The following is a 23592-nucleotide window of genomic DNA, read 5'->3' on the forward strand; positions in this document are numbered from 1 at the left end:
GGAAGTAAGTGTTTTTTTGAAAACTTTAAGTTATCATCAAAAATACATTACCTGTATGTTATGTTTTTGCCTAGAATTTATTCTATTAGCACAGTTTCGTCACAAATTTAGGTACCGCCAAATGCAAACCCCGCAGATTCTTATCGTTGAAGATGAGCAAGTAACTCGTAACACTCTAAAGAGTATTTTTGAAGCAGAGGGATATGCTGTTTTTGAGGCTAGCGACGGTGAAGAGATGCACCAAGTGCTATCTGACAACCAAGTTAACCTTGTAATTATGGACATCAACCTTCCAGGTAAGAATGGCCTACTACTTGCGCGTGAACTACGTGAGCAAGCAAATGTAGCGCTTATGTTCTTAACTGGTCGTGATAATGAAGTTGATAAGATCCTTGGCCTAGAGATCGGCGCTGATGATTACATCACTAAGCCTTTTAACCCTCGTGAACTGACTATTCGTGCACGCAACCTTCTTAACCGTTCAATGAGCACAAGCTCTGTTCAAGAAGAGAAGCGCAGCGTTGAGAAGTACGAGTTCAACGGTTGGGTACTAGATATCAACAGTCGTTCTCTGGTTAGCCCAGATGGCGAAGGCTACAAGCTACCTCGTTCAGAGTTCCGTGCTCTACTTCACTTCTGTGAGAACCCAGGTAAGATCCAAACACGTGCAGACCTTCTTAAGAAGATGACTGGCCGTGAGCTTAAGCCACACGATCGTACTGTAGACGTAACAATCCGTCGTATTCGTAAGCACTTTGAATCTGTTTCTGGTACTCCAGAAATCATCGCAACGATTCACGGTGAAGGCTACCGCTTTTGTGGTGACCTAGAAGACTAATTCGATTCGCGTTTCTAGTCGTTTAGCACATAGTGTTTAAACAGTTGAAGCGCAATCAATGGTTATTAAAAAGGGAGAATGCCAACGCATTCTCCCTTTTTTGTTGTGCTGAGTTGAAGTTAGTAAACCGTATCAACCTTAACGTCTTTCTCCACCAGCCACTTCACCGTCTCACCGTCTTTCAGTTCAACCGCAACATCAACCGGCTTTTCGCTGTAGATCTCTAGCTGCCATACAAACGCGACTTCCCACTGAGTCTCGCTGTGCGTTCTTAGATCAAGATCGTCAGCCGTTACTAACAAGGTATCTGAGCCTTGCTTAACGGTCACGCTCTCCACCGCCAGTGTTGCTGGTAATTCTGAATCTGACTCTAGGTAAATAGCGCCATGCAGAGTTTTGTCTTGAGTCTCTCCGATCGTTGGCATCTTGTTGTGCCAAAGGTTGCTTTTCATTGTGACTGTCGCTGCAGATACTTCAACTTGGTTGTCCTGCTGCCACTCAACTTGTGGTGCAGCACAGCCCGCTAATGCCACTACGCATGCGGCGAATGCTAATTTTTTCATTATTCTTCTACCTTTGGTTTAACCAACTCTTTAAGACTTCAATGTCATTCTGGTATTCGTTATTAATCTCATCGACCCAATCTGAAATGTTTTCCCACCAAGCTGGTAGGTCTGGAGATTGAGCTTTCTGAGCCACTTGCTGGATGCGCTTCAAACCAATTGAACCTGCAGCACCTTTAATCTTGTGCGCCTCAGAGACAATACTGGCTTGGTCTTTCGCGACCATGTTGGAGTTCAATATTTCCATATACTCCGGCATCATATCTTCAAACATCACGATGCTATCTAAAACCGGCTTCGGTCCAACAATGTCAACATAAGACTCTAGCATATCAATATCAAGCAAACTGGTATCAATAGAAGAAATAGTCGGCTTAGTTTCATCAACCTTTTCGGTCACTTCAGCTTCTTCAACAACCTCTGGTGCATCCTCGATAAGTTCGCTGATCACATCTTGAATCGCTCTCACGGATAGCGGTTTACTGATCGCCTCATCCATACCTTTCTGGAAGTACTCTTGCTTGTTGCTAAGTACATTCGCAGTCAATGCCACTAATGGCGGTAGCTTGCTGTATTTCTCACGGTAGTACTGAGCAATATCGAAGCCTGTCATATCTGGTAGCTGGATATCCAACAATACCAAGTCATAGTCTTCTGGGTTGAAGGCAATTTGTGCCTCTTTACCAGTCATCACCACCGTCACTTCATGACCTAGGCTCTCCAACAGAGAGCGCGCAACCGTGATATTGAGTTCGATATCTTCAACCATGAAGATCTTAAGGTTCGACTGTTTTCGAGGTGTCTTAATCAAGGCTTGAGTATCATGATTAACAGGCACACGAATCGAAACCGTGAAGGTACTACCAAAGCCCTCTTCACTGGTTACCTCAATGTCACCATCCATCATGTTGATCAACTGTTTAGAGACAGCAAGACCAATACCGGTTCCCACTGCATGCAAGTTATCGGTGCCTGATTTCACCTGATAGTACATCGCGAAGATTTTCTCGAGCTCACTTTCAGGAATACCAATGCCTGTGTCTTCAACTTCCATAGTGATGTTGGCAAAATCACCATCAATATCGGCGCTAACAGTCATCACCACGCCACCATCTTTGGTGAACTTCATCGCGTTACTAACAAGGTTCCACAGCACCTGTCTCAAACGAGTACCATCAACTTCAACAGCCACAGGAAGATCAGACAATCGTTCTAAGTCGAACCTCAAACCTTTCTGTTCAGCCATCAGTGCCGAGATACTTTCGATCTCCACAACAAAGTCTTCAAAGTTGATCGGGGTTGGGAATAGCTCAAGCTTGCGACGGTCGAACTTATCCATATCGATAATATCGTTGAAGATATTACCCAGTGTTACAGCGCTCACTTTGATGGTTTGCATCTGTTTGCGCTGCTCACTGGTCAGCTGGCTATCAAGCAACATGCGGCTTAAGCCAATAATGCCATTAAGCGGTGTTCTTAACTCGTGGCTAATAGTAGAAATAAAGGTGGTCTTATCGCGACTCGCTTTCTCGATAGACTCTTGGTGTTCTTTGCGTTCGGTAATATCACGACCAAAGCCCACCAAACCAAGGTGGCGACCATCTTTACTGTAGAAAGGCACCTTACGCAGTTCGAAGTAGCTCTTACGCCCATCTGGGTATTCGAGCCATTGATCGTAGGTGAGTGCCTGGTTGTCGGCAAAAACTTTCTTATCAGTTTCAACAACTTGCTGAGCGATTTCTTTGCTGTACACATCCCACGGCGTCAAACCCACCAAGTCTTTTTCTGTCTTGCCAGTGAGCTCCTCAACTGCTCGGTTACAACCCGAGAACACGCCGTCCTCATTACGGTAGTAAATAAGGTCAGGCGAGGCATCGATAAACGAGCGCAGCAGTGCCGTTCGCTCTGCAAGTTCAAGCTGAGTGCGCTCACGCTGAAATACTTCATTCTCGAGGTCATGCATCGCTTCAGCACGCGCCTCTTCGGCCTTTTCACGCTCTTCAATTTCTTGATTAAGCTTCTCGATATTAAGCTGCAACTTATTATTCAGCTCTTGGTCGCGCTCTCGCATGTCGCCAAGTTTAGAGACTAACTTAGCTAAACGCTGACGAGACTCTTCCAGCTGATCAACAACCACTGACAGAAAGTAAACGGCCCAAGGTGTGATCACTAAACCGAAGAATACTGAGCGGACAATGTCGATGTCATCAACATTACCTTTAAGTGCGAGAGTGATACCGACTTGCACGACAACAGCGAGGGCAACAAGCGCTAAGGCGAGTAAGATAGAAAAGCGGACAATCCCAAGCTTTACGAGTAGATCCACGTAATACTGGGCGAGATTTTTCATGGGTTTCATTTAGCGCTCCATGCGATAAGACTAGCAACATTCTACCCTGTTTGAAGATAGGAGGTAAGCTAGCTACATCACATGCAGCAAGAGAGCTGGGTTATATTGTTTAAAACAGATAACCCAAGTAAATAAAGGCTAAGTCAGTGATAAATTTGTTTAGCGAATCGACGATGGATGCACACTAGAACGGTTTCGGCCATCAGACTTAGCTTGATAAAGCGCACTGTCGGCTAACGCTACCGCAGACTCCATCTCATCATTAGGGGTAGGCACGTAAGAGATAATGCCAATACTGACGGTAATGAATTCAGAAACGGTCGACTTTTCATGAATCAGCCCAAGCTTGAGCACTTCATCATGAATGCGTTGCGCCACCATTAATGCCCCATCAGCAGTCGTGTTTGGCAAGATAAAGCCGAACTCTTCACCACCGTAACGAGCCACACAATCAGACGAACGATTCAGTACCTGCTTAAAGGCTTGCGAAACCTGAATCAAAGCATCATCACCCTGTTGGTGACCATAGAAGTCGTTGTAGCCTTTAAAGAAGTCGATGTCACAAAGCATGATGGTCAACGGCAACTTCTCGCGCACATGGTAATGCCACAATGTCGACAACTGTTCATCAAAGCGGCGTCGGTTAGAAACCTGAGTCAAACTGTCCATAAAGCTGAGACGCTCAAGCTCTAGGTTCGCCTCTTCAAGTTTCTGCTCTGCAAGGTAACGCTCAGTGATATCACGAGCCATGATCAACACCCCGTTGGTGCTGGATGCAGGGTCTCTAAATGGCGACTTCACCACGTCATACCAAGTGTATTCACCATCACTGGACATCACTTTATCGATATAGCGCAGTGATTTACCTTGATGAAGAACCTGGTGGTCAGTTTCAGAGATCCGTACATACATACTGTTTGGCACGACATCTTGTAGTCGCTTACCAATCAAATCACTGACTTCAGAGATCCCGAGCGCTGTAACAAACGGCTTATTACACGCTTGATAAACCATGTTTTCATTAAAGATACCGATCGAGTCTGGGCTGGCTTCCAAGATGTTTTGCAAGATAGTGTCTCTTTGCGCAAGTGCCACCTCGGTGTCTTTCCGCTTCTCCATTTCGCCACGTAGTTGTTGCTGCATGTCGTGCCAATCGGTCACATCATGGCTAATAGAAAGTGTCCCAATATTTTCCCCATCTTGAGAAAGTAAGACGCTTTGGTACGTTTCGAGTAGGCAGCTTTTACCATCTTGGTCAGTTGTCCATGAACGCTCACTAACGCGCCCTTTCAGTGCACCACCAGAAACGCTCAAGGTGCCCTCTTCTGGGCGGCCATGCCAAAACTTCTTGAAGGAGCGGTTGCTTGCTAGCAATTCACCTTTTTGGTCCTTTACATAAATCAACTCAGACAGGGAGTCCAAAGCGGTACGGGCGACATTCAGTTCACGTAGTTCTTGGGATTGCTCTTCATTCGTGTTTTTGTAAGGTGATGCGTGAATCATCCACGCTTTTTTGTTTCTAAAGTGGATCTTACGCCCCACAAGATTGATCTTGAGGGACTCAAATTCAGACAGTGCCCAAAGCGAGTTCTGAGCAAATGATCGAGAGTTGATGTGATTGGTTAAGTATTGACGGAAACTATTTTCGCTTTCCACGGTAGGAAAACGAAAGTTTACGCCAATCTGGCGGATACCAAGCAACTGCATTGCCTGACGGTTGGAATACAAGATCTCGCCGGTCCGGACATCAACGAAAAATAGAGGGGATGGCGTCGAGAGAAGTAACTTTTCAATATGAGACTGATAACGTGAATAAAGATGCCAGCAGATCAGAGCAATCAGCAACATGAAAACGATATAAACACCGTAGCCATACGCTCTGTCCCACAACCAAGTCATTACCAGTTCCATCTACTCTCAATCTATACCATAAAATCTGTGAGGGAAATGTTACCACTATTTGGTGGTTTTATCTGCTGTTACCTACTCTCACTCATTTCTATCAATCAGCCGCGTTTAAAACAGGTAATGTGTACTCGAATGCAGAGCCTGTTTTAATGCCTTGTGCACCGGTTTTATCCAGTGATCGACCTATCTCTGTCATCGCCAGCCAACGGTTCTCACACCATAACGGAGAGAGTAATGTAGGACGTCTTGCCGCAGAAGAAACACGATGGTAAACCACGTCCGCTGGCGTACGCTGAATGATATCAGTAGCAATCTCGACATACTCTTCAAGGCTTGGAGCTTCTAGCTTGCCTGCTTTCCATGCCTTGGCCATGGTACTTCCCTCTACGATATGAAGGCCATGAAGTTTGATGCCATCCGTTCCTACCGCTAATACCTTATCTAGTGTTTCCAGGTTATCCGCTTTAGTTTCTTTTGGCAGGCCAACAATAAGGTGAGTACACACCTTAATTCCGAGAGCGCGAGCACGCTGGGTGATCGTTTTATACACCGCAAAATCATGGCCGCGATTAATGCGCTTAAGAGTATCGTTGTTGGCCGTTTGTAAGCCGAGCTCGAGCCAGATCTCGTACCCTTTCTCAACATAACCAGCCAATAATTCCAAAACAGAATCAGGCACACAATCAGGCCTTGTACCAACGCAGAGCCCCACAATATCGGCACCCGGTGCTTTTAGCGCTTCTTCGTACATATTCTTGAGCACTTGCACCTCAGCATAAGTGCTGGTGTATGCCTGAAAATAAGCCAGATACTTCTTCGCACGAGCAATTTCACCCGCACGATCTTTTAATTGGTCGGCAATACTTTGGATTTGGGTTTGCTCATCGGCAAATGACGCCACATTACAAAAAGTGCAGCCTCCGCGACCTATGGTTCCATCTCGATTTGGACAGCTAAAACCACCGTGCAGCGTTAGCTTGTGAACCTTTTCGCCATAACGGCGTTGAAGATCTTGGCCGATAGTATTGACCAACTCATGTAATTGCATATTTTCAAAGCGCTCAAGTAAATAAGAATGAATATCAGTCTTTTTTGAAAAAAAATTACATCCCTGCAAAATTCGACCAATTAGTTTACTCAAGGCTTTTTGCGAGCAACCTATCAAATATCAATAAACATGCAAAAAAGTCGCTCTATTTGCCTAATGTTGCACATTTGTTAGACATAAAATTCAAAATAAAACGAAAAAAATGGTCTACACGGTTCAACTTTCATTGCAATTCGCCTAGACAAAATTGTAGGATACTTACACATATTGGCTATTTTTGTGTAATTTCTTACAACGAAAACTTGCTAATAAGTCGGTGATATCCAACTCCCACCTATATAAACCACTAGTTTGTGGCTAAAAATAAACGGATATCACCAAGGATTGTTTTTCTCGCAATACTTTTCCTGCGAGATACGGAAAGGATTCAAACCGCCAACACAGGCCGGTTTAGACTCATAAATATAAAAGGACAAGGCTGACTTTATACAAAGAAGTTGCGCCTAGATTTAACTGGAAGGATGTATCTATGGTAGATCAAGAGCAGAACTCACAGGGTCTGTATACTCCTGAACTGGAGCATGACGCTTGTGGTATCGGTTTTGTTGCGCATCTAAAGAATCGCAAATCTCATGATGTAGTAACTCAAGCACTCGATATGCTTGCACGTATGGAACACCGTGGCGGCCAAGGCTGCGATCCGTGTTCTGGTGATGGTGCAGGTATCCTGCTACAGAAGCCGCACGAATTCTTACTTGAAGAAGCCGTTAAGCTTGGAATTAAACTGCCGTCTTTTGAAAAATATGGTGTTGGTGTTGTACTTTTCCCTAAAGATGAACACAAACGTGCACAATGTCGCGACATTCTAGAACGCAATGCACAACGCCTAGAGTTAGAAGTGATCGGCTACCGTGAACTTCCGACGGACAATTCAATGATTGGTGCTGACCCACTAAGCACTGAACCTCAATTTGAACACGTCTTTATCTCTGGCGGCCCTGGTATTACTCCAGAAGGGCTTGAGCGTAAGCTGTACGTTCTACGTAACTACACTGTTCGCGTGTGCCTAGAAAGCGTTTCAAATATCGGTGATGACTTCTACATCAACTCTATGTCTTACAAGACGTTGGTGTACAAAGGTCAGCTAACAACAGAACAAGTTCCTCAGTACTTCCTAGACCTGCAAAACCCAACTATGGTGACGGCTCTAGCACTAGTACACTCTCGCTTCTCTACCAATACATTCCCACGTTGGCGTCTAGCTCAGCCTTTCCGTTACATCGCACACAACGGCGAAATCAATACGGTTCGCGGCAACCTTAACTGGATGAAAGCGCGTGAGGCGATCCTAGAATCGGATCTATTCACACAAGCTGAAATCGACATGCTACTGCCTATCTGTCAGGAAGGTAGCTCAGATTCATCAAACTTCGATATGGCATTGGAGCTTCTGGTTCTGTCTGGTCGTACTCTGCCACACGCACTGATGATGATGATCCCGGAAGCATGGCAAGAAAACAAAAACATGGACCCAACTCGTCGCGCGTTCTACCAGTACCACGCGAACGTAATGGAACCATGGGATGGCCCAGCTTCGGTATGTTTCACTGATGGTGTTCAAGTAGGTGCAACTCTTGACCGTAACGGTCTGCGCCCTTCTCGCTACACAGTGACAAAAGACGATTTCCTAGTGATGGCGTCTGAATCTGGCGTTGTTGAAATCGCACCAGAAAACGTTGAATACCGTGGTCGTCTACAACCAGGTCGTATCTTCGTTGCTGACCTTGAGCAAGGCCGCATCATTTCTGATGAAGAAGTGAAAGATGGCATCGCAAAATCTCAACCTTACGAGAAATGGGTTGAAGAGAACCTTCTTAGCCTGAAAAAGCTACCAGACGCGAGCAACGAATTTAGCCAACCTTCTCCAGAGAAACTTCTCCACAAACAACAATCGTTTGGTGTGAGCTCTGAAGAAGTGAACGAAATCATTCTACCTCTTGCGAAGACGGGCTATGAGCCACTTTCTGCAATGGGTGCTGACTGGCCGCTAGCGATTCTTTCTCACCAATCGCAGCACCTTTCAAACTACTTCAAGCAGCTGTTTGCACAGGTAACTAACCCACCGATCGACCCGATCCGTGAGCGTATGGTTATGTCTCTGAACACTTACTTAGGTAAAGATCAGAACCTGCTTTCAGAAACACCTGAGCACTGTCAAAAGGTAGAGCTTGAGTCTCCAGTACTGTCTAACTCTGAGTTAGAAAAGCTGCGTGCTATCGATAACGAGCACCTTCAAGCGAAGACCCTAGATATCGTATTCCAAGCAAACGGAGACCAAGGTAAGTTAGAGCGTGCACTAAAACGTATTTGCCAATACGCAGAAGATGCCGTGATTGATGGTTACTCAATCATCCTACTGACTGACCGTGCGGTTAACTCTAACCACGCTGCAATTCCAGCAATGCTGGCGGTTGGCGCGGTACACCACCACCTAATCCGTAAAGGCCTACGTGCTAAGTGTGACATCGTGGTTGAAACGGGTGATGCTCGTGAAACACACCACTTCGCAACACTTCTGGGCTACGGTGCAAACGCAGTTAACCCATACCTAGTGATTGAAACGATTGTTGAACTACAACGTACTAAGAAACTAGACCCGAACGTTCACCCACGTGAGTTCTTCGATAACTACCGTAAAGGTGTTAACGGCGGTCTACTGAAGATCTTCTCTAAGATGGGTATCTCGACACTGCAGTCTTACCACGGTGCACAAATCTTTGAAGCACTTGGTATCAGCAAGTCAGTGGTTGAAAAATACTTCACAGGTACGGTTTCTCGTATTCAAGGTCTAACCATCGACGACATCGCTCGTGAAGTGCTTGTTCGTCACCGTGTTGGTTACCCAGCTCGTGAAATCCCAGCTCAAATCCTTGATGTTGGCGGTGTTTACCAGTGGAAACAACGTGGTGAGAAGCACCTGTTCAACCCAGAAACTATCTCTCTACTTCAAGAGTCGACGCGTAATAAAGATTACGCTCAGTTCAAGAAGTATGCGAAAGCCGTTGATGACCAAGGCGACAACGCAGCAACGCTACGTAGCCAACTTGATTTCATCAAAAACCCAGCAGGCTCTATTCCTCTAGCGGAAGTAGAACCAATCGAGAACATCCTTAAGCGTTTCGCTACCGGCGCAATGAGCTTTGGCTCTATCTCGCATGAGGCTCACTCAACACTGGCTGTTGCAATGAACCGTATCGGCGCGAAGTCAAACTCAGGTGAAGGTGGTGAAGATCCAGCACGTTTCGAACGTAAAGAAAACGGTGACTGGGAGCGTTCAGCAATCAAACAAGTGGCTTCTGGTCGCTTTGGTGTGACGTCTTACTATCTATCGAACGCTGATGAGCTACAAATCAAGATGGCTCAAGGTGCGAAACCTGGTGAAGGTGGTCAACTACCTGGTGATAAGGTTGATGACTGGATCGGCGCAACCCGTCACTCGACTCCAGGCGTAGGTCTAATCTCGCCACCGCCACACCACGATATCTACTCAATCGAAGATTTGGCTCAGCTAATCTACGATCTGAAAAACGCGAACCGTAACGGCCGTGTCAACGTGAAGCTAGTATCAGAAGCTGGCGTAGGTACGATTGCATCAGGTGTAGCAAAAGCGAAAGCTGACGTGGTACTTATCGCAGGTTTTGATGGTGGTACGGGTGCATCTCCGATGTCTTCTATCCGTCACACAGGTCTGCCTTGGGAGCTAGGTCTAGCGGAAACTCACCAAACACTACTGAAAAATGGCCTACGTAACCGTATCGTTGTTCAGTCAGATGGTCAGATGAAAACACCACGTGACCTTGCAGTAGCAACGTTACTTGGCGCGGAAGAATGGGGCGTAGCAACAGCAGCATTGGTTGTTGAAGGCTGTATCATGATGCGTAAGTGTCACAAGAATACCTGTCCTGTTGGTATCGCAACACAAAACAAAACTCTGCGTGAGCGTTTCGACGGCCGCGTAGAAGACGTAGTGACTTTCTTCCAATACATGGCTGAAGGTCTGCGTGAAGTAATGGCTGAACTTGGCTTCCGCTCTATCGATGAGATGGTAGGTCAATCGCACAAACTTAAAGTTCGTGACGATATCGGCCACTGGAAGTACAAGAACCTAGATCTAACACCTGTACTGCACATTGAGCAGGCTCGTGAAGAAGATGGTATCTACAACCAGACACAACAAAACCACAACCTAGAAGATGTTCTAGACCGCAAGTTGATCCAAGCTGCGATTCCTGCACTTGAGAAAGGTGAAGCTGTAAATGCGACCTTCCCAATCATCAACACGGACCGCTCTGCGGGTACCATGCTGTCGAACGAAATCTCGAAGGTTTACAAAGACCAAGGTTTGCCACAACCAATGAACGTTAAGTTCCACGGTAGCGCTGGCCAATCTTTCGGTGCGTTCCTTGCGAAAGGCGTTAAGTTCGAAGTAGAAGGCGACGCGAACGATTACTGGGGTAAAGGTCTGTCTGGCGGTACTTTGGTACTGTACCCAGATGCAAAATCTTCTATCGTTGCTGAAGATAACATCGTGGTTGGTAACGTATGTTTCTACGGTGCGACCTCAGGTGAATCTTTCATTCGCGGTATGGCTGGTGAACGTTTCTGTGTTCGTAACTCAGGTGCGAAGGTTGTTGTTGAGGGCGTTGGTGACCACGGTTGTGAATACATGACTGGCGGTGTAGCCGTTATCCTTGGCTCAACAGGTCGTAACTTTGCTGCGGGTATGAGTGGCGGTGTCGCTTATGTTTGGGATAAAGGCGGTGACTTCGAAACCAAGCTTAACCCTGAACTTGTAGACCTAGATCCAATTGAACAAGAAGATAAAGATCTTCTACTAGATATGCTAACCAAGCACGTTGAATTCACAGGAAGTGAAGTTGCTCAGTCTTTCCTAGACAACTTTGAAGCAAGTGTTGCATCACTAATTAAAGTAATGCCACGCGACTACAAAGCAGTTCTTGAGAAGCGTAAAGCTGAAGCACAACAGGCACAAACGGAAGAAGTGGAGGCAGTATAATGGGTAAGCCTACTGGATTTTTAGAACACGGTCGCGAGCTTCCAAAGAAGCTCGACCCATCGGTTCGTATCGAAGACAACAAAGAGTTCGTACTTAACGAAGAGTTTGGTGACAAGATCAATACTCAAGCATCTCGTTGTATGGACTGTGGCGTACCTTTCTGTCACAGCGGTTGTCCAATTGGTAACATCATCCCAGAATTTAATGACGCTGTTTACCGTGACAGCTGGGAAGAAGCTTGGAACATCCTAAGCTCGACCAATAACTTCCCTGAGTTTACAGGTCGTGTGTGTCCTTCTCCTTGTGAGAGTGCTTGTGTACTAGGTATTAACCAAGACCCAATCACCATCTGTAATATCGAGAAAACGATTGTAGAAACTGCGTACCGTGAAGGGTACGCAAAACCAAAAACGCCTCGCTCTCGCACAGGCAAAACCGTAGCGATTGTTGGCTCTGGCCCTGCAGGTCTAGCCGCAGCTGAGCAGCTAAACAGCGCTGGTCACTCGGTAACGGTCTTTGAACGTGACGAGAAAGTTGGCGGCCTACTGCGTTTCGGTATCCCAGATTTCAAACTAGGCATGGACGTGATTGATCGTAAGATCAACCTAATGGCTGAAGCTGGCGTTGAGTTTAAAGTGAATCAACACATTGGTGTTGATGTTAACGCTCAGCAGCTACGCCAAGAGTTTGATGTGGTATTGCTAACCGGTGGTTCTACGGTTCCTCGTGACCTACCAATCCCAGGTCGTGAATTGAAAGGCGTTCATTTTGCTATGGAATTCCTTGGCCAAAACAACCGCCGCGCAAACGACATGGACCTAAAAGGTGAAGAGATTCACGCTAAAGATAAGCACGTTGTGGTTATCGGTGGCGGTGATACTGGCTCTGACTGTGTGGGTACATCAAACCGTCACAAAGCAGCGAGCATTACTCAGGTTGAGATCATGCCGATCCCACCAGAGAAGCGTCCAGCAAACATGCCTTGGCCTCAATACCCGATGATCATGAAGACCACGACTTCTCACGAAGAAGGCTGTGAACGTCACTGGAACATCTTGACTAAAGAGTTCATCGGTAACGATCAAGGCGAAGTGACCGGTCTACGTATCGCCGATATCGTGTGGAAAGACGCAGCGCCAGGTGAGCGCCCTACTTTTGACGAAGTAGCAAACTCAGAGCGTGTGATTCCATGTGACCAAGCATTCCTAGCGATGGGTTTCCTACACCCAGAGCCAACCGGTGTACTTGCTCAACTTGATATCAAACTGGACGAGCGCGGTAACGTTGCTTCTGAAGGTTACGCAACCAACCAGAAAGGCGTTTTTGCCGCTGGTGATATGCGTACAGGTCAGTCTCTAGTCGTTCGCTGCATTAACGAAGGTCGTGAATGTGCAATTGCGATTGATGACTTCTTAATGGGCAACTCAAACCTAGAAGCGAAAGCCGATTCACTCATGCTTTCCGCATAATATTTCTCGGGCTAACGTCAATGACGTTAGCCTAGAGGAAAAGCAACACCCTTCCTAACTTTTATATTTGGCTAGCACTCGATGCTAGCCTTTTTTCTATCTGGCATTTTGTTACTACAGATGCGCCCTTACTATAAATGTTAAATATCATTAACATTCCCTATTCATATCTAATTGATATCAATCGAGTATTTTAGATTATTACGTGGTTAATCGCGTTTATGCATGATAATTAACCATGAACTTGACCTTAAACACAATTAGCTATACGTTGTAAAACTGGTGAAAATAAAGCCACTGGGTTTTGTTAACACAAAGGATAACGTTGAACTAGCTAAAAAACGGTAAGTTTATAAAAAATAACAAGTACATGAATAGTTAGTCATTTACTGTCTGGATGACAGAGAAGCAAAAGGGAGAATTGCAATGGCTCTATATGATCCTAGTCTTGAAAAAGACAACTGTGGATTTGGTTTAATAGCGCAAATGGAAGGCCAACCTAGTCATAAGTTGGTGAGAACTGCTATTTCAGCCCTAGATCGCATGACACACCGTGGTGGTATCGCTGCGGATGGTAAAACTGGAGATGGCTGTGGCTTACTACTACAGAAGCCAGATTCCTATCTAAGAATTATTGCAGAAGAGAATAATTTTAATCTCGGCAAGCAATACGCTATTGGCATGATTTTCTTCAGCCAAGACCCAATCAAAGCTCAATCAGCACAAGAGATCGTCAATAAAGAGCTCGCCCAAGAGACATTGACCGTTGCTGGTTGGCGTGAAGTACCGACCAATACCGAAGTATTAGGTCCTATCGCAAAAGATTCTGTTCCAAATATTCAGCAAGTATTTATCTCTGCGCCAGCCGGTTGGCGTGAGCGTGATATTGAACGCCGCTTATACATCGCGCGTCGCAGAGTTGAAAAACAGATCACCGAAGACCAAGATTTCTATATCTGTAGCCTTTCAACACAAGTGATGGTCTACAAAGGCTTGTGTATGCCTGCCGATCTTCCACGATTTTACCTCGATCTTGCAGACTTACGTATGGAATCAGCGATATGTCTGTTCCACCAGCGTTTCTCGACTAACACACAACCACGTTGGCCTCTCGCGCAGCCATTCCGTTATTTAGCGCACAATGGTGAAATCAATACCATCGAGGGTAACCGTCAGTGGGCCAAGGCTCGTGCCTATAAATTTGCTTCACCACTGCTACCAGACTTGCAAAATGCAGCACCTTTCGTGAATGAAACGGGCTCTGACTCCTCAAGCCTAGATAACATGCTCGATCTATTCCTAGCCGGTGGTATGGATGTGTTCCGAGCTATGCGTATGCTGGTTCCGCCTGCTTGGCAGAACCACCCAGATATGGATCCAGACCTGCGTGCCTTTTACGACTTCAACTCCAAGCACATGGAACCGTGGGATGGCCCTGCTGGTATCGTTCTATCTGACGGTCGTTACGCGGCATGTAACCTAGATAGAAATGGCCTGCGTCCTGCGCGTTATGTCATTACCAAAGACAACCTAATCACACTGGCATCAGAAGTTGGTATTTGGAACTACGCGCCAGATGAAGTAGCAGAAAAAGGGCGTGTTGGGCCTGGTGAACTACTGGTGATAGATACTCGCCGTGGCAAGCTATGGCAATCTAACGAGATCGATAATGACCTCAAAAGTCGCCACCCTTACAAAGAGTGGATGGAAAAGAACGTTCACAAGCTAACACCATTTTCTGAGCTCGATGATGACCAAGTGGGTAAGCGTAGCTTCGACGATGACACGCTCAAAACCTACCAAAAACAGTTTGCAATGAGCAACGAAGAGTCCGATCAGGTATTACGCGTGCTTGGTGATATGGGACAGGAAGCGGTCGGCTCAATGGGCGACGACACGCCAATGGCGGTACTCTCTTCAAAAGAGCGTCTGGTCACTGATTATTTCCGTCAGAAGTTTGCCCAAGTCACCAACCCACCGATTGATCCTCTGCGTGAAAAGCATGTGATGTCACTCGCCACCAGCATTGGCCAAGAGATGAACGTGTTCTGTGAAACAGATGGACACGCCTATCGTGTGACATTTGATTCTCCTGTTCTACTTTACTCAGACATGCAGCAACTTCTGCAACTGAATCAAAAGCACTACCGCCATTCGATCCTAAGCATGCACTACGATCCAGCGCAGCAAGACCTTGAACAAGCGATCAAAGCGGTATGTGATAGTGCAGAACAAGAAGTACGTGACGGTGCGGTTTTGGTTGTGTTATCGGATAAAGGTTTAGAGAAAGGCAAACTACCAATTCCAGCAGCAATGGCGGTGGGTGCAGTACAGACTCGCCTTGCTGATACCGACCTGCGTTGTGATGCCAACATAGTGGTGGAAACAGCAACCGCTCGCGATCCACACCAATTCGCGGTACTACTTGGCTTTGGTGCAACTGCGGTTTATCCGTACCTTGCTTATGAGGCGTTAGGCAAGATGCTCGATGATGGATCTTTAGACAAAGACTATCGTGCAGCGATGCAGAACTACCAAAACGGCATCAACAAAGGTCTGTATAAGATCATGTCGAAGATGGGTATTTCAACCATTGCTTCTTACCGCTGTTCACAGCTTTTCGAAGCCGTTGGCCTACATTCTGATATCGTTGAGCTCTGTTTCCGCGGAGTAACTACTCGAATTCAAGGCGCAAGCTTTAGCGATTTCCAGCAAGATATTTACAACCTATCACGTAAAGCATGGACTAAGCGTAAGCCAATCGAGCACGGTGGTTTACTGAAATACGTCCATGGTGGTGAATACCACGCTTATAACCCAGACGTGGTCGGCACGCTGCAAACCGCAGTAAAAACTGGCGAAGCATCGGATTACCTCTCTTTTGCGAAACAAGTAAACGCTCGCCCTGCGGCTATGTTACGTGACTTAATGAGCCTGAAGAAAGCCGAGAAACCATTAGCTCTTGAGCAAGTCGAGCCGAGTAGCGACCTATTCAAGCGCTTTGACTCCGCAGCGATGTCGATTGGTGCCCTGAGCCCAGAAGCGCATGAAGCACTGGCCATGGCGATGAACCGCTTAGGTGGCTATTCTAACTCTGGTGAAGGCGGTGAAGATCCACGACGTTTTGGTACCTACCGTAACTCACGCATCAAACAGATTGCGTCTGGCCGTTTTGGTGTAACGCCACATTACTTAACCAATGCGGATGTTCTACAGATCAAAGTAGCACAAGGGGCGAAACCCGGCGAAGGTGGTCAGCTGCCAGGTCATAAGGTGACGGCAGAAATCGCTAAGCTGAGATACTCGGTTCAGGGGGTTACTCTGATCTCCCCGCCTCCGCATCACGATATTTACTCGATCGAAGATTTGGCTCAGCTGATTTTCGACCTTAAGCAAGTTAACCCTAAAGCCTTGGTTTCAGTGAAGTTAGTATCGGAACCAGGTGTTGGTACTATCGCGACTGGTGTGGCAAAAGCCTACGCCGATCTGATCACCATATCTGGTTATGATGGCGGTACCGCAGCGAGCCCACTGACCTCGGTAAAATACGCAGGTTGCCCTTGGGAACTTGGCTTAGCCGAAACTCAGCAAGCACTGGTTGCGAACGGACTTCGTCATAAGATCCGCCTGCAAGTTGATGGTGGTCTGAAAACCGGTCTCGATGTGATTAAAGGCGCTATTCTCGGTGCTGAAAGTTTTGGCTTTGGTACCGCACCAATGGTCGCAATGGGTTGTAAATTCTTACGAATCTGCCACCTTAATAACTGTGCGACAGGCGTCGCGACTCAAGATGAAACATTGCGCCGCGAATACTTCAAGGGGCTACCAGACATGGTGGTGAACTACTTTACTGGCTTAGCCGATGAAGTTCGCCAACACCTTGCAGACCTTGGTGTAGAAAAACTCACAGACCTAATTGGACGCACAGATTTACTGGAGGCTGTTGAAGGCCTGACTGCAAAACAGAGTAAATTGGATCTCTCATCGATACTGGAAGCTCCGGTATCACCAGAGGGTCACCCTCTGTATTGGACCGAACCAAACGCGCCATTTGATAAGGCTCAGCTCAACCAGCAGATCCTGGATGATGCACTCGATGCGATTGAGAAACGACAGTCCACCAGCCTTTACTACAACGTGATTAATACAGACCGCTCGATAGGCGCACGTATCTCTGGCGAAATTGCTAAGCGATATGGCAACCAAGGCATGGCTGGTTCACCAATCAAATTATATCTCGATGGTACCGCAGGCCAATCCTTTGCTGTTTGGAACGCAGGCGGCGTAGAGCTTTACCTAACGGGTGATGCTAATGACTATGTTGGTAAAGGCATGGCTGGCGGTAAGGTGGTTATCAAACCTCACCAAGGCACCGCATTTACTTGTAACGAAGCAACCATCATAGGTAACACCTGTTTGTATGGTGCAACCGGAGGCAAGTTATTTGCTGCAGGTACGGCTGGCGAACGATTTGGCGTACGTAACTCAGGCACGGTTGCCGTGATAGAGGGTGCGGGTGACAACGCCTGTGAATACATGACGGGCGGTATTGTTGCCATTCTTGGCGCAACTGGCGTTAACTTCGGTGCAGGTATGACGGGTGGCTTCGCTTATGTCATGGATAAGAACGAAGACTTCCAAGGCCGAGTGAACAACGAGTCGGTTGAGGCGCTTTCTCTATCTGACTTATATATCCACCAAGAACATCTGCGTGGCTTAATTGCAGAGCACTTAGAAGAGACGGGCTCAGTACACGCTGAAGCTATTCTGGCGAACTTTGATGAATGGATTCCGAAGTTCTACCTAGTGAAACCAAAGACGGCGGATCTAAACACCCTGCTCGGCCACCAAAGCCGCAGCTCAGCTGAACTTCGTGTTCAAGCGCAATAATTGGAAGGAGCCAATAATGAGCCAGAATGTATACCAATTTATTGATGTGAATCGCGTAGACCCAGCGAAGAAACCAATCAAGATACGTAAGATTGAGTTTGTAGAGATCTACGAACCTTTCACTAAACAGCAAGCGAAAGCGCAAGCAGACCGTTGTTTAGACTGTGGCAACCCATACTGTGAATGGAAATGTCCTGTTCACAACTACATCCCTCAGTGGCTTAAGCTTGCCAATGAAGGGCGTATTATCGAAGCCGCTGAACTGTCTCACCAAACCAACAGCCTGCCTGAGGTTTGCGGTCGAGTTTGCCCTCAAGACCGCTTGTGTGAGGGCTCTTGTACCCTCAATGACGATTTCGGTGCAGTAACCATTGGCAATATTGAAAAGTACATTACCGACAAAGCCTTTGAGATGGGTTGGAAGCCTGACATGTCTCACGTTGAATGGACCGATAAAAAGGTCGCGATCATCGGTGCAGGGCCGGCAGGTCTAGCGGCGGCTGATATCTTGGTACGCAATGGCGTAAAAGCTGTTGTGTTTGACCGCTATCCGGAGATCGGCGGTCTACTGACGTTTGGTATTCCATCGTTCAAGCTTGAGAAAGGTATCATGGAGAATCGCCGCCGCATCTTTAGCGAGATGGGTGTTGAGTTCCGAATGAATATCGAAGTTGGCAAAGACATTCAACTTCAAGAGCTGGTCGATGATTACGACGCTGTTTTCCTTGGTGTCGGCACTTATAAGAACATGCGTGCAGGTCTAGATAATGAAGATGCTCCGGGCGTTTATGATGCTCTGCCATTCTTGATTTCTAATACCTACAAGGTCATGGAACTAGACAACCCAACCCCATTTATCGATATGCAAGGTAAGAAAGTCGTCGTGCTTGGTGGTGGTGATACGGCGATGGATTGCGTTCGAACCTCTATTCGTCAGAATGCGGCAGATGTGGTGTGTGCTTACCGTCGAGATGAAGCCAACATGCCGGGCTCTCGCCGTGAGGTGAAGAATGCACGTGAAGAAGGCGTGAAGTTCAAGTTTAACCTCCAGCCTATCGGCTTAGAGCTTGATAGTTCTGGGCATGTTGCTGGCGTTAAAGTCGTGAAAACCGCATTAGGTGAACCTGATGAAGCAGGCCGTCGCCGCCCAGAACCTGTTGAAGGCAGTGAGCACATTCTTGAAGCCGATGCCGTGATCATGGCATTTGGTTTCCAACCTCACGTTATGGAATGGTTAGAACCTTTCGGTGTCGAGCTTGATCAATGGGGCCGAATTAAAGCACCCGGCCAGCAAGAGTTTCAGTACCAAACCACCAACAGCAAAATCTTTGCCGGTGGCGATGCGGTTCGCGGCTCAGATTTAGTGGTGACCGCTATCGATGAAGGTCGCAAAGCCGCTGAAGGGATATTGGATTATCTAGAAGTGTGATTAGGTTTCCTTTATTACTCAGTTCGTTACTATAAAAAAGGATCCGCATATGGATCCTTTTTTAAGTTCGATACGTTTACTAACGGCATAATAAAAAATACGTAAAACAATCGAAAATTAACCAATACCGAGAACTACAATTAAAACTAAAATTCGCCATAGGAAACACTATGAAAAAAGCCGCTCTCCTCTCGCTATCACTTTTAACTTTAACCGCTTGCAGCCAAGGGATTACGGACATGAAAAACAGAACTTCATCACCTTGTGGTGACAAACCAAATTGCGTATCAACACAAGATGACCGTGAACAACACGCTTTGGCTGCATACGAGCTATCCGATTCAGCAAGCCTTGATGCCATTGAGCAAGTCGCTTTGACTTTGCCGGGCGCGAAAACGGCCAACAAAACCGATGATTACCTGCGTGTTGAGTGCACATCACGCATCATGCGCTTTGTCGATGACCTTGAGTTAAAAGTCGATGGAGACAAGCTCATCGTTCGTTCAGAGTCCCGCACTGGCTACTCTGACTTTGGTGTGAACCGTAAACGAGCAGAACAACTTCGTGCTAGCTTGCAAAGCGAAGGTCTAATCAAATAGACAAAGAATACTGGAGTAAATCCACACTATTCGGATGAGAAGTGCTTCTGGGCAGTCGCTCGACGCTTCTTATCCATGCTACAATTTCGCTCTACTGTTTAAATATTTTTTAATTAAGAGACTACACATGAAAATCGGCATCATTGGCGCAATGGAGCAAGAAGTTGCGATCCTAAAAGCAGCTATTTCAGACATTACTGAAGTTAATAAAGGCGGTTGTACCTTTTTCTCTGGTCAGCTAAATGGTGTTGACGTTGTTTTGCTTCAATCAGGCATTGGTAAAGTAGCTGCGGCTGTTGGTACCTCTATCCTACTAAGCGAATACCAACCAGATGTCGTTCTAAACACGGGCTCTGCTGGCGGTTTTGATTCAACTCTAAACCTTGGCGATGTAGTTATCTCTACAGAAGTACGTCACCACGACGCGGACGTAACAGCTTTCGGTTACGAAATCGGCCAGATGGCAGGTCAACCAGCTGCATTCAAAGCTGACGAGAACCTGATGAAAGTAGCTGAGCAAGCGCTAGCTCAAATGGAAGACAAGCACGCGGTTCGTGGCCTTATCTGTACTGGCGACGCATTTGTTTGCACAGCAGAACGCCAAGAGTTCATCCGTAAACACTTCCCATCTGTGGTTGCTGTAGAAATGGAAGCTTCTGCGATTGCTCAAGCTTGTCACCAGTTCCAAGTACCATTTGTGGTTGTTCGTGCAATCTCTGACGTTGCAGACAAAGTATCACCAATGAGTTTTGAAGAGTTCCTGCCACTAGCAGCACAAAGCTCTTCTGAAATGGTTATCAAAATGGTTGCCCTACTAAAGTAAGCGACTAAGCATGCAAACACTGTTTGATCAGGTATTTGCAAATGGCGTGCTCCTTGTAATGTGGGGAGCACTGCTTTTTCATTTGATTCTACCTATCCCTCATGCCGCACACCCCACGACCTTATGGCATAAGTTTGCTGAGCTTTTAGCAAGCAAGGTTAATAACAACCAAAACTATTCCCAAAGCCTGATCTCTGGCACCTTAGCCTGGGGATTAATGGTACTTCCAGCTCTGATTCTTCTCTTGGCACTGCAACCTTTGGTTTGGCAGACTCAGCTGTTTCAACTGGCTTTGTTACTGCTCGCCATTGATTGGCGTAATAATGAAAAGCTGGCAAACCAGCTCATTAAAACACTTAGCCGAGAAGATAAAGTGACTGCGCGTCAATTGCTGGCTCCGATTGTCAATCGTCAAACGGATTCACTATCGTCACTAGGGCTTGGGAAAGCTGGGGCTGAGACCATCATCATGGGCTACGGTCGCAATGTGGTTTGTGTGCTGTTTTGGTACGCCATCGGAGGCGGAATCGCGGCGTTGATGTATCGCCTGATTATCGAATTAGCTCGAGCTTGGTCACCAAGTCGCAAGCAGTTCTCTCCTTTTGGCTCAACAGCCATCAAAATCGTCGCGATCCTTGAATTTATCCCAATGCGTTTATTTGCTTTGATGATCGTATGCGGTGATAAAGCGTCTCACACACTTAAGATGATGCTAACTCAAAGTCGCTCTTGGCCTCTGCCAGGCCCTGCGTGGTTGATTACAGCAGTAGGCAATAAGCTTGAGCTATCACTCGGTGGTCCGGCTATTTACAACGATACCAAAGCCATTCGCGCAAAATTAGGCGGAAGAATCGCCCCATCCGCACTGCACTTATCACAGGTTCAAAAGCTGCTATTTGGACGCATCGCTATTTGGATATTCTTACAAAGCTTAGCCTTACTCATTATTCACCAAGGGATTTAAAGTGAAACCCTCTCAACTTGTTACATCATGTGCAACTTTCGCGATCAGCTTTAGCTTATGGATACCAAGCACGCTTGCAACCGAAGTAACTAAGGCAAAACGCGTGGTCAGCTTAGCCCCTCACGCCACAGAGCTCGCATACAGTGCGGGTTTAGGCGATAACTTAGTTGCTGTGAGTGAACGAAGTGATTACCCACCACAAGCCGATAAGCTAGAAAAAGTGGCAAACTATCAAGGTATCAAGGTTGAGAAAATCATCGCGCTTCAGCCAGATCTTATCCTTGCTTGGCCAGCGGGTAATCCACCGAGAGAACTGGCGAAACTGGAGCAGTTTGGCTTTAATATTTATTACTCGAAAACCAAAAGCCTAGACAGCATCGCGACCAATATAGAGCAACTTAGCCAATACGCCAGCGATCCGAGTATCGGTGAGAATAATGCTAAGCAATACAAAGAGCAGCTCAACGCATTAAGGCTAAAATACAAAGATGCGGAGCCTGTCAGCTACTTCTACCAGCTAAGTGAAAAACCTATTATCACCGTGGCACAAGGACACTGGCCAAGTGAAGTATTTGAGTTTTGTGGCGGCCGAAATATTTTTGAAGACAGCGCTTCACCCTACCCGCAAGTCGGTATTGAGCAAGTTGTGCTGAATAAACCGCAAGTGATCTTCACTTCTCAGCACGCTATTGAGAATGGAACCATGTGGCAATCGTGGGCGGAAGAGATCCCAGCCGTCGCTAAAAATCAGATATGGTCGCTCAATTCAGACTGGATTAACCGACCAACCACAAGAACTTTGCAAGCTATCCAGCAAGTGTGCGATTACTTCGATAGAGTCCGAGAAAATCACTAACTTTTTAGTCTGTTTTTTCGTACAATTCGCCACCGACCTGTCCCTACAATTTTAACAATAAGAGCACCAGTATCATGGACTCCATGCTGCTTTATATTATCGATTTATTTGGCACTGCCATCTTTGCTATCTCAGGCGTATTTGTTGCTGGACGCCTAAAAATGGACCCTTTTGGTGTCGCCGTTCTCGGCAGTGTAACCGCTATTGGCGGAGGTACAATTCGAGACATGGCACTGGGTGCTACTCCTGTTTTTTGGATAACCGATACCACCTATCTTTGGGTCATTATCGTTACCTGTTTATTAACTATGATCATCGTGAGACGCCCCAAGCGTTTGGCATGGTGGATCCTACCCGTCTGTGACGCCATAGGTTTAGCCGTGTTCGTTGGTATTGGTGTTGAAAAAGCATTGGCTTATCAAGACTCAGCATTGGTTGCCATCATCATGGGCGTAATTACAGGCTGTGGCGGCGGTATTATTCGTGACGTACTTGCCCGTGAAGTACCGATGATCCTGCGAAGCGAGGTCTACGCGACCGCTTGTATCATCGGCGGTGCATTCCACACTATGGCTATTCGCATGGGCCACGATTCAGAGACGGCCTTCCTAGCTGGCGTATTCTCTACATTGTTGATCAGACTTGGCGCCATTCGTTGGCACTTATCGTTACCAACTTTCGCGATAAAATAAGCTATCGCTAAAAAGAAAAGGGCTCCACTTAGGCTGTCTCTTGATCACAAGTCTGGTTAATCAAGAGACTTGGCGAGTTCATACCC

General features: G+C 46.6%; 14 protein-coding genes. 10 read left to right on the plus strand and 4 right to left on the minus strand.

Annotation, left to right across the window (positions count from 1 at the left end; all coding sequences use genetic code 11):
* Window positions 1-121 precede the first annotated feature (121 nt).
* Window positions 122-838, plus strand: coding sequence for a two-component system response regulator ArcA (arcA, locus tag JC606_RS12215; RefSeq protein ID WP_004741534.1), 717 nt, complete (start codon window positions 122-124; stop codon window positions 836-838).
* 119 nt (window positions 839-957) lie between these two features.
* On the opposite strand, the gene JC606_RS12220 is transcribed toward arcA, so the two are convergent.
* The 4 genes from JC606_RS12220 to JC606_RS12235 all read right to left on the minus strand — a co-directional run bounded on the left by JC606_RS12220 (window position 958) and on the right by JC606_RS12235 (window position 6707).
* On the minus strand, window positions 958-1401 hold the full coding sequence (locus tag JC606_RS12220) for a hypothetical protein (RefSeq protein WP_198778663.1): 444 nt from the start codon (window positions 1399-1401) through the stop codon (window positions 958-960).
* Between the two features lie 7 nt (window positions 1402-1408).
* Window positions 1409-3760 (minus strand): aerobic respiration two-component sensor histidine kinase ArcB, encoded by a 2352-nt coding sequence (gene arcB, locus JC606_RS12225; RefSeq protein ID WP_198778664.1) that lies wholly within the window; start codon window positions 3758-3760, stop codon window positions 1409-1411.
* A gap of 150 nt (window positions 3761-3910) precedes the next feature.
* Complete coding sequence (locus JC606_RS12230) at window positions 3911-5662, minus strand: sensor domain-containing diguanylate cyclase (RefSeq protein WP_198778665.1); 1752 nt, start codon at window positions 5660-5662, stop codon at window positions 3911-3913.
* A gap of 91 nt (window positions 5663-5753) precedes the next feature.
* Complete coding sequence (locus tag JC606_RS12235; RefSeq protein WP_198778666.1) at window positions 5754-6707, minus strand: TIGR01212 family radical SAM protein; 954 nt, start codon at window positions 6705-6707, stop codon at window positions 5754-5756.
* A 529-nt stretch (window positions 6708-7236) separates the two neighbouring features.
* On the opposite strand from JC606_RS12235, the gene gltB (JC606_RS12240) reads away from it, so the two are divergent.
* The 9 genes from gltB (JC606_RS12240) (at window position 7237) to JC606_RS12280 (ending at window position 23506) form a co-directional block, all read left to right on the plus strand.
* Window positions 7237-11784, plus strand: coding sequence for a glutamate synthase large subunit (gltB, locus tag JC606_RS12240; protein ID WP_198778667.1), 4548 nt, complete (start codon window positions 7237-7239; stop codon window positions 11782-11784).
* On the plus strand, window positions 11784-13253 hold the full coding sequence (locus JC606_RS12245) for a glutamate synthase subunit beta (RefSeq protein WP_102425685.1): 1470 nt from the start codon (window positions 11784-11786) through the stop codon (window positions 13251-13253). The genes gltB (JC606_RS12240) and JC606_RS12245 overlap by 1 nt, the downstream gene beginning before the upstream one ends.
* 426 nt (window positions 13254-13679) lie before the next feature.
* Window positions 13680-18143: a glutamate synthase large subunit gene (gene gltB, locus JC606_RS12250; protein ID WP_198778668.1), complete on the plus strand. Its 4464-nt coding sequence runs from the start codon at window positions 13680-13682 to the stop codon at window positions 18141-18143.
* 16 nt (window positions 18144-18159) lie between these two features.
* Window positions 18160-19572, plus strand: coding sequence for an FAD-dependent oxidoreductase (locus tag JC606_RS12255; protein ID WP_137408240.1), 1413 nt, complete (start codon window positions 18160-18162; stop codon window positions 19570-19572).
* A 170-nt stretch (window positions 19573-19742) separates the two neighbouring features.
* Window positions 19743-20171, plus strand: a complete 429-nt coding sequence (locus JC606_RS12260) for a DUF1499 domain-containing protein (RefSeq protein WP_137408241.1) — start codon at window positions 19743-19745, stop codon at window positions 20169-20171.
* A 127-nt stretch (window positions 20172-20298) separates the two neighbouring features.
* Window positions 20299-20994 (plus strand): 5'-methylthioadenosine/S-adenosylhomocysteine nucleosidase, encoded by a 696-nt coding sequence (mtnN, locus tag JC606_RS12265; RefSeq protein WP_198778669.1) that lies wholly within the window; start codon window positions 20299-20301, stop codon window positions 20992-20994.
* Between the two features lie 10 nt (window positions 20995-21004).
* Complete coding sequence (locus JC606_RS12270; RefSeq protein ID WP_137408242.1) at window positions 21005-21958, plus strand: cobalamin biosynthesis family protein; 954 nt, start codon at window positions 21005-21007, stop codon at window positions 21956-21958.
* Window position 21959: 1 nt separating this feature from the next.
* Window positions 21960-22814, plus strand: coding sequence for a vitamin B12 ABC transporter substrate-binding protein BtuF (btuF, locus tag JC606_RS12275; RefSeq protein ID WP_008222870.1), 855 nt, complete (start codon window positions 21960-21962; stop codon window positions 22812-22814).
* A 74-nt stretch (window positions 22815-22888) separates the two neighbouring features.
* Window positions 22889-23506, plus strand: coding sequence for a TRIC cation channel family protein (locus tag JC606_RS12280; protein ID WP_061033370.1), 618 nt, complete (start codon window positions 22889-22891; stop codon window positions 23504-23506).
* Window positions 23507-23592 lie beyond the last annotated feature (86 nt).

The organism is Vibrio sp. IB15 (assembly GCF_016406055.1).
GTDB lineage: Bacteria > Pseudomonadota > Gammaproteobacteria > Enterobacterales > Vibrionaceae > Vibrio > Vibrio chagasii.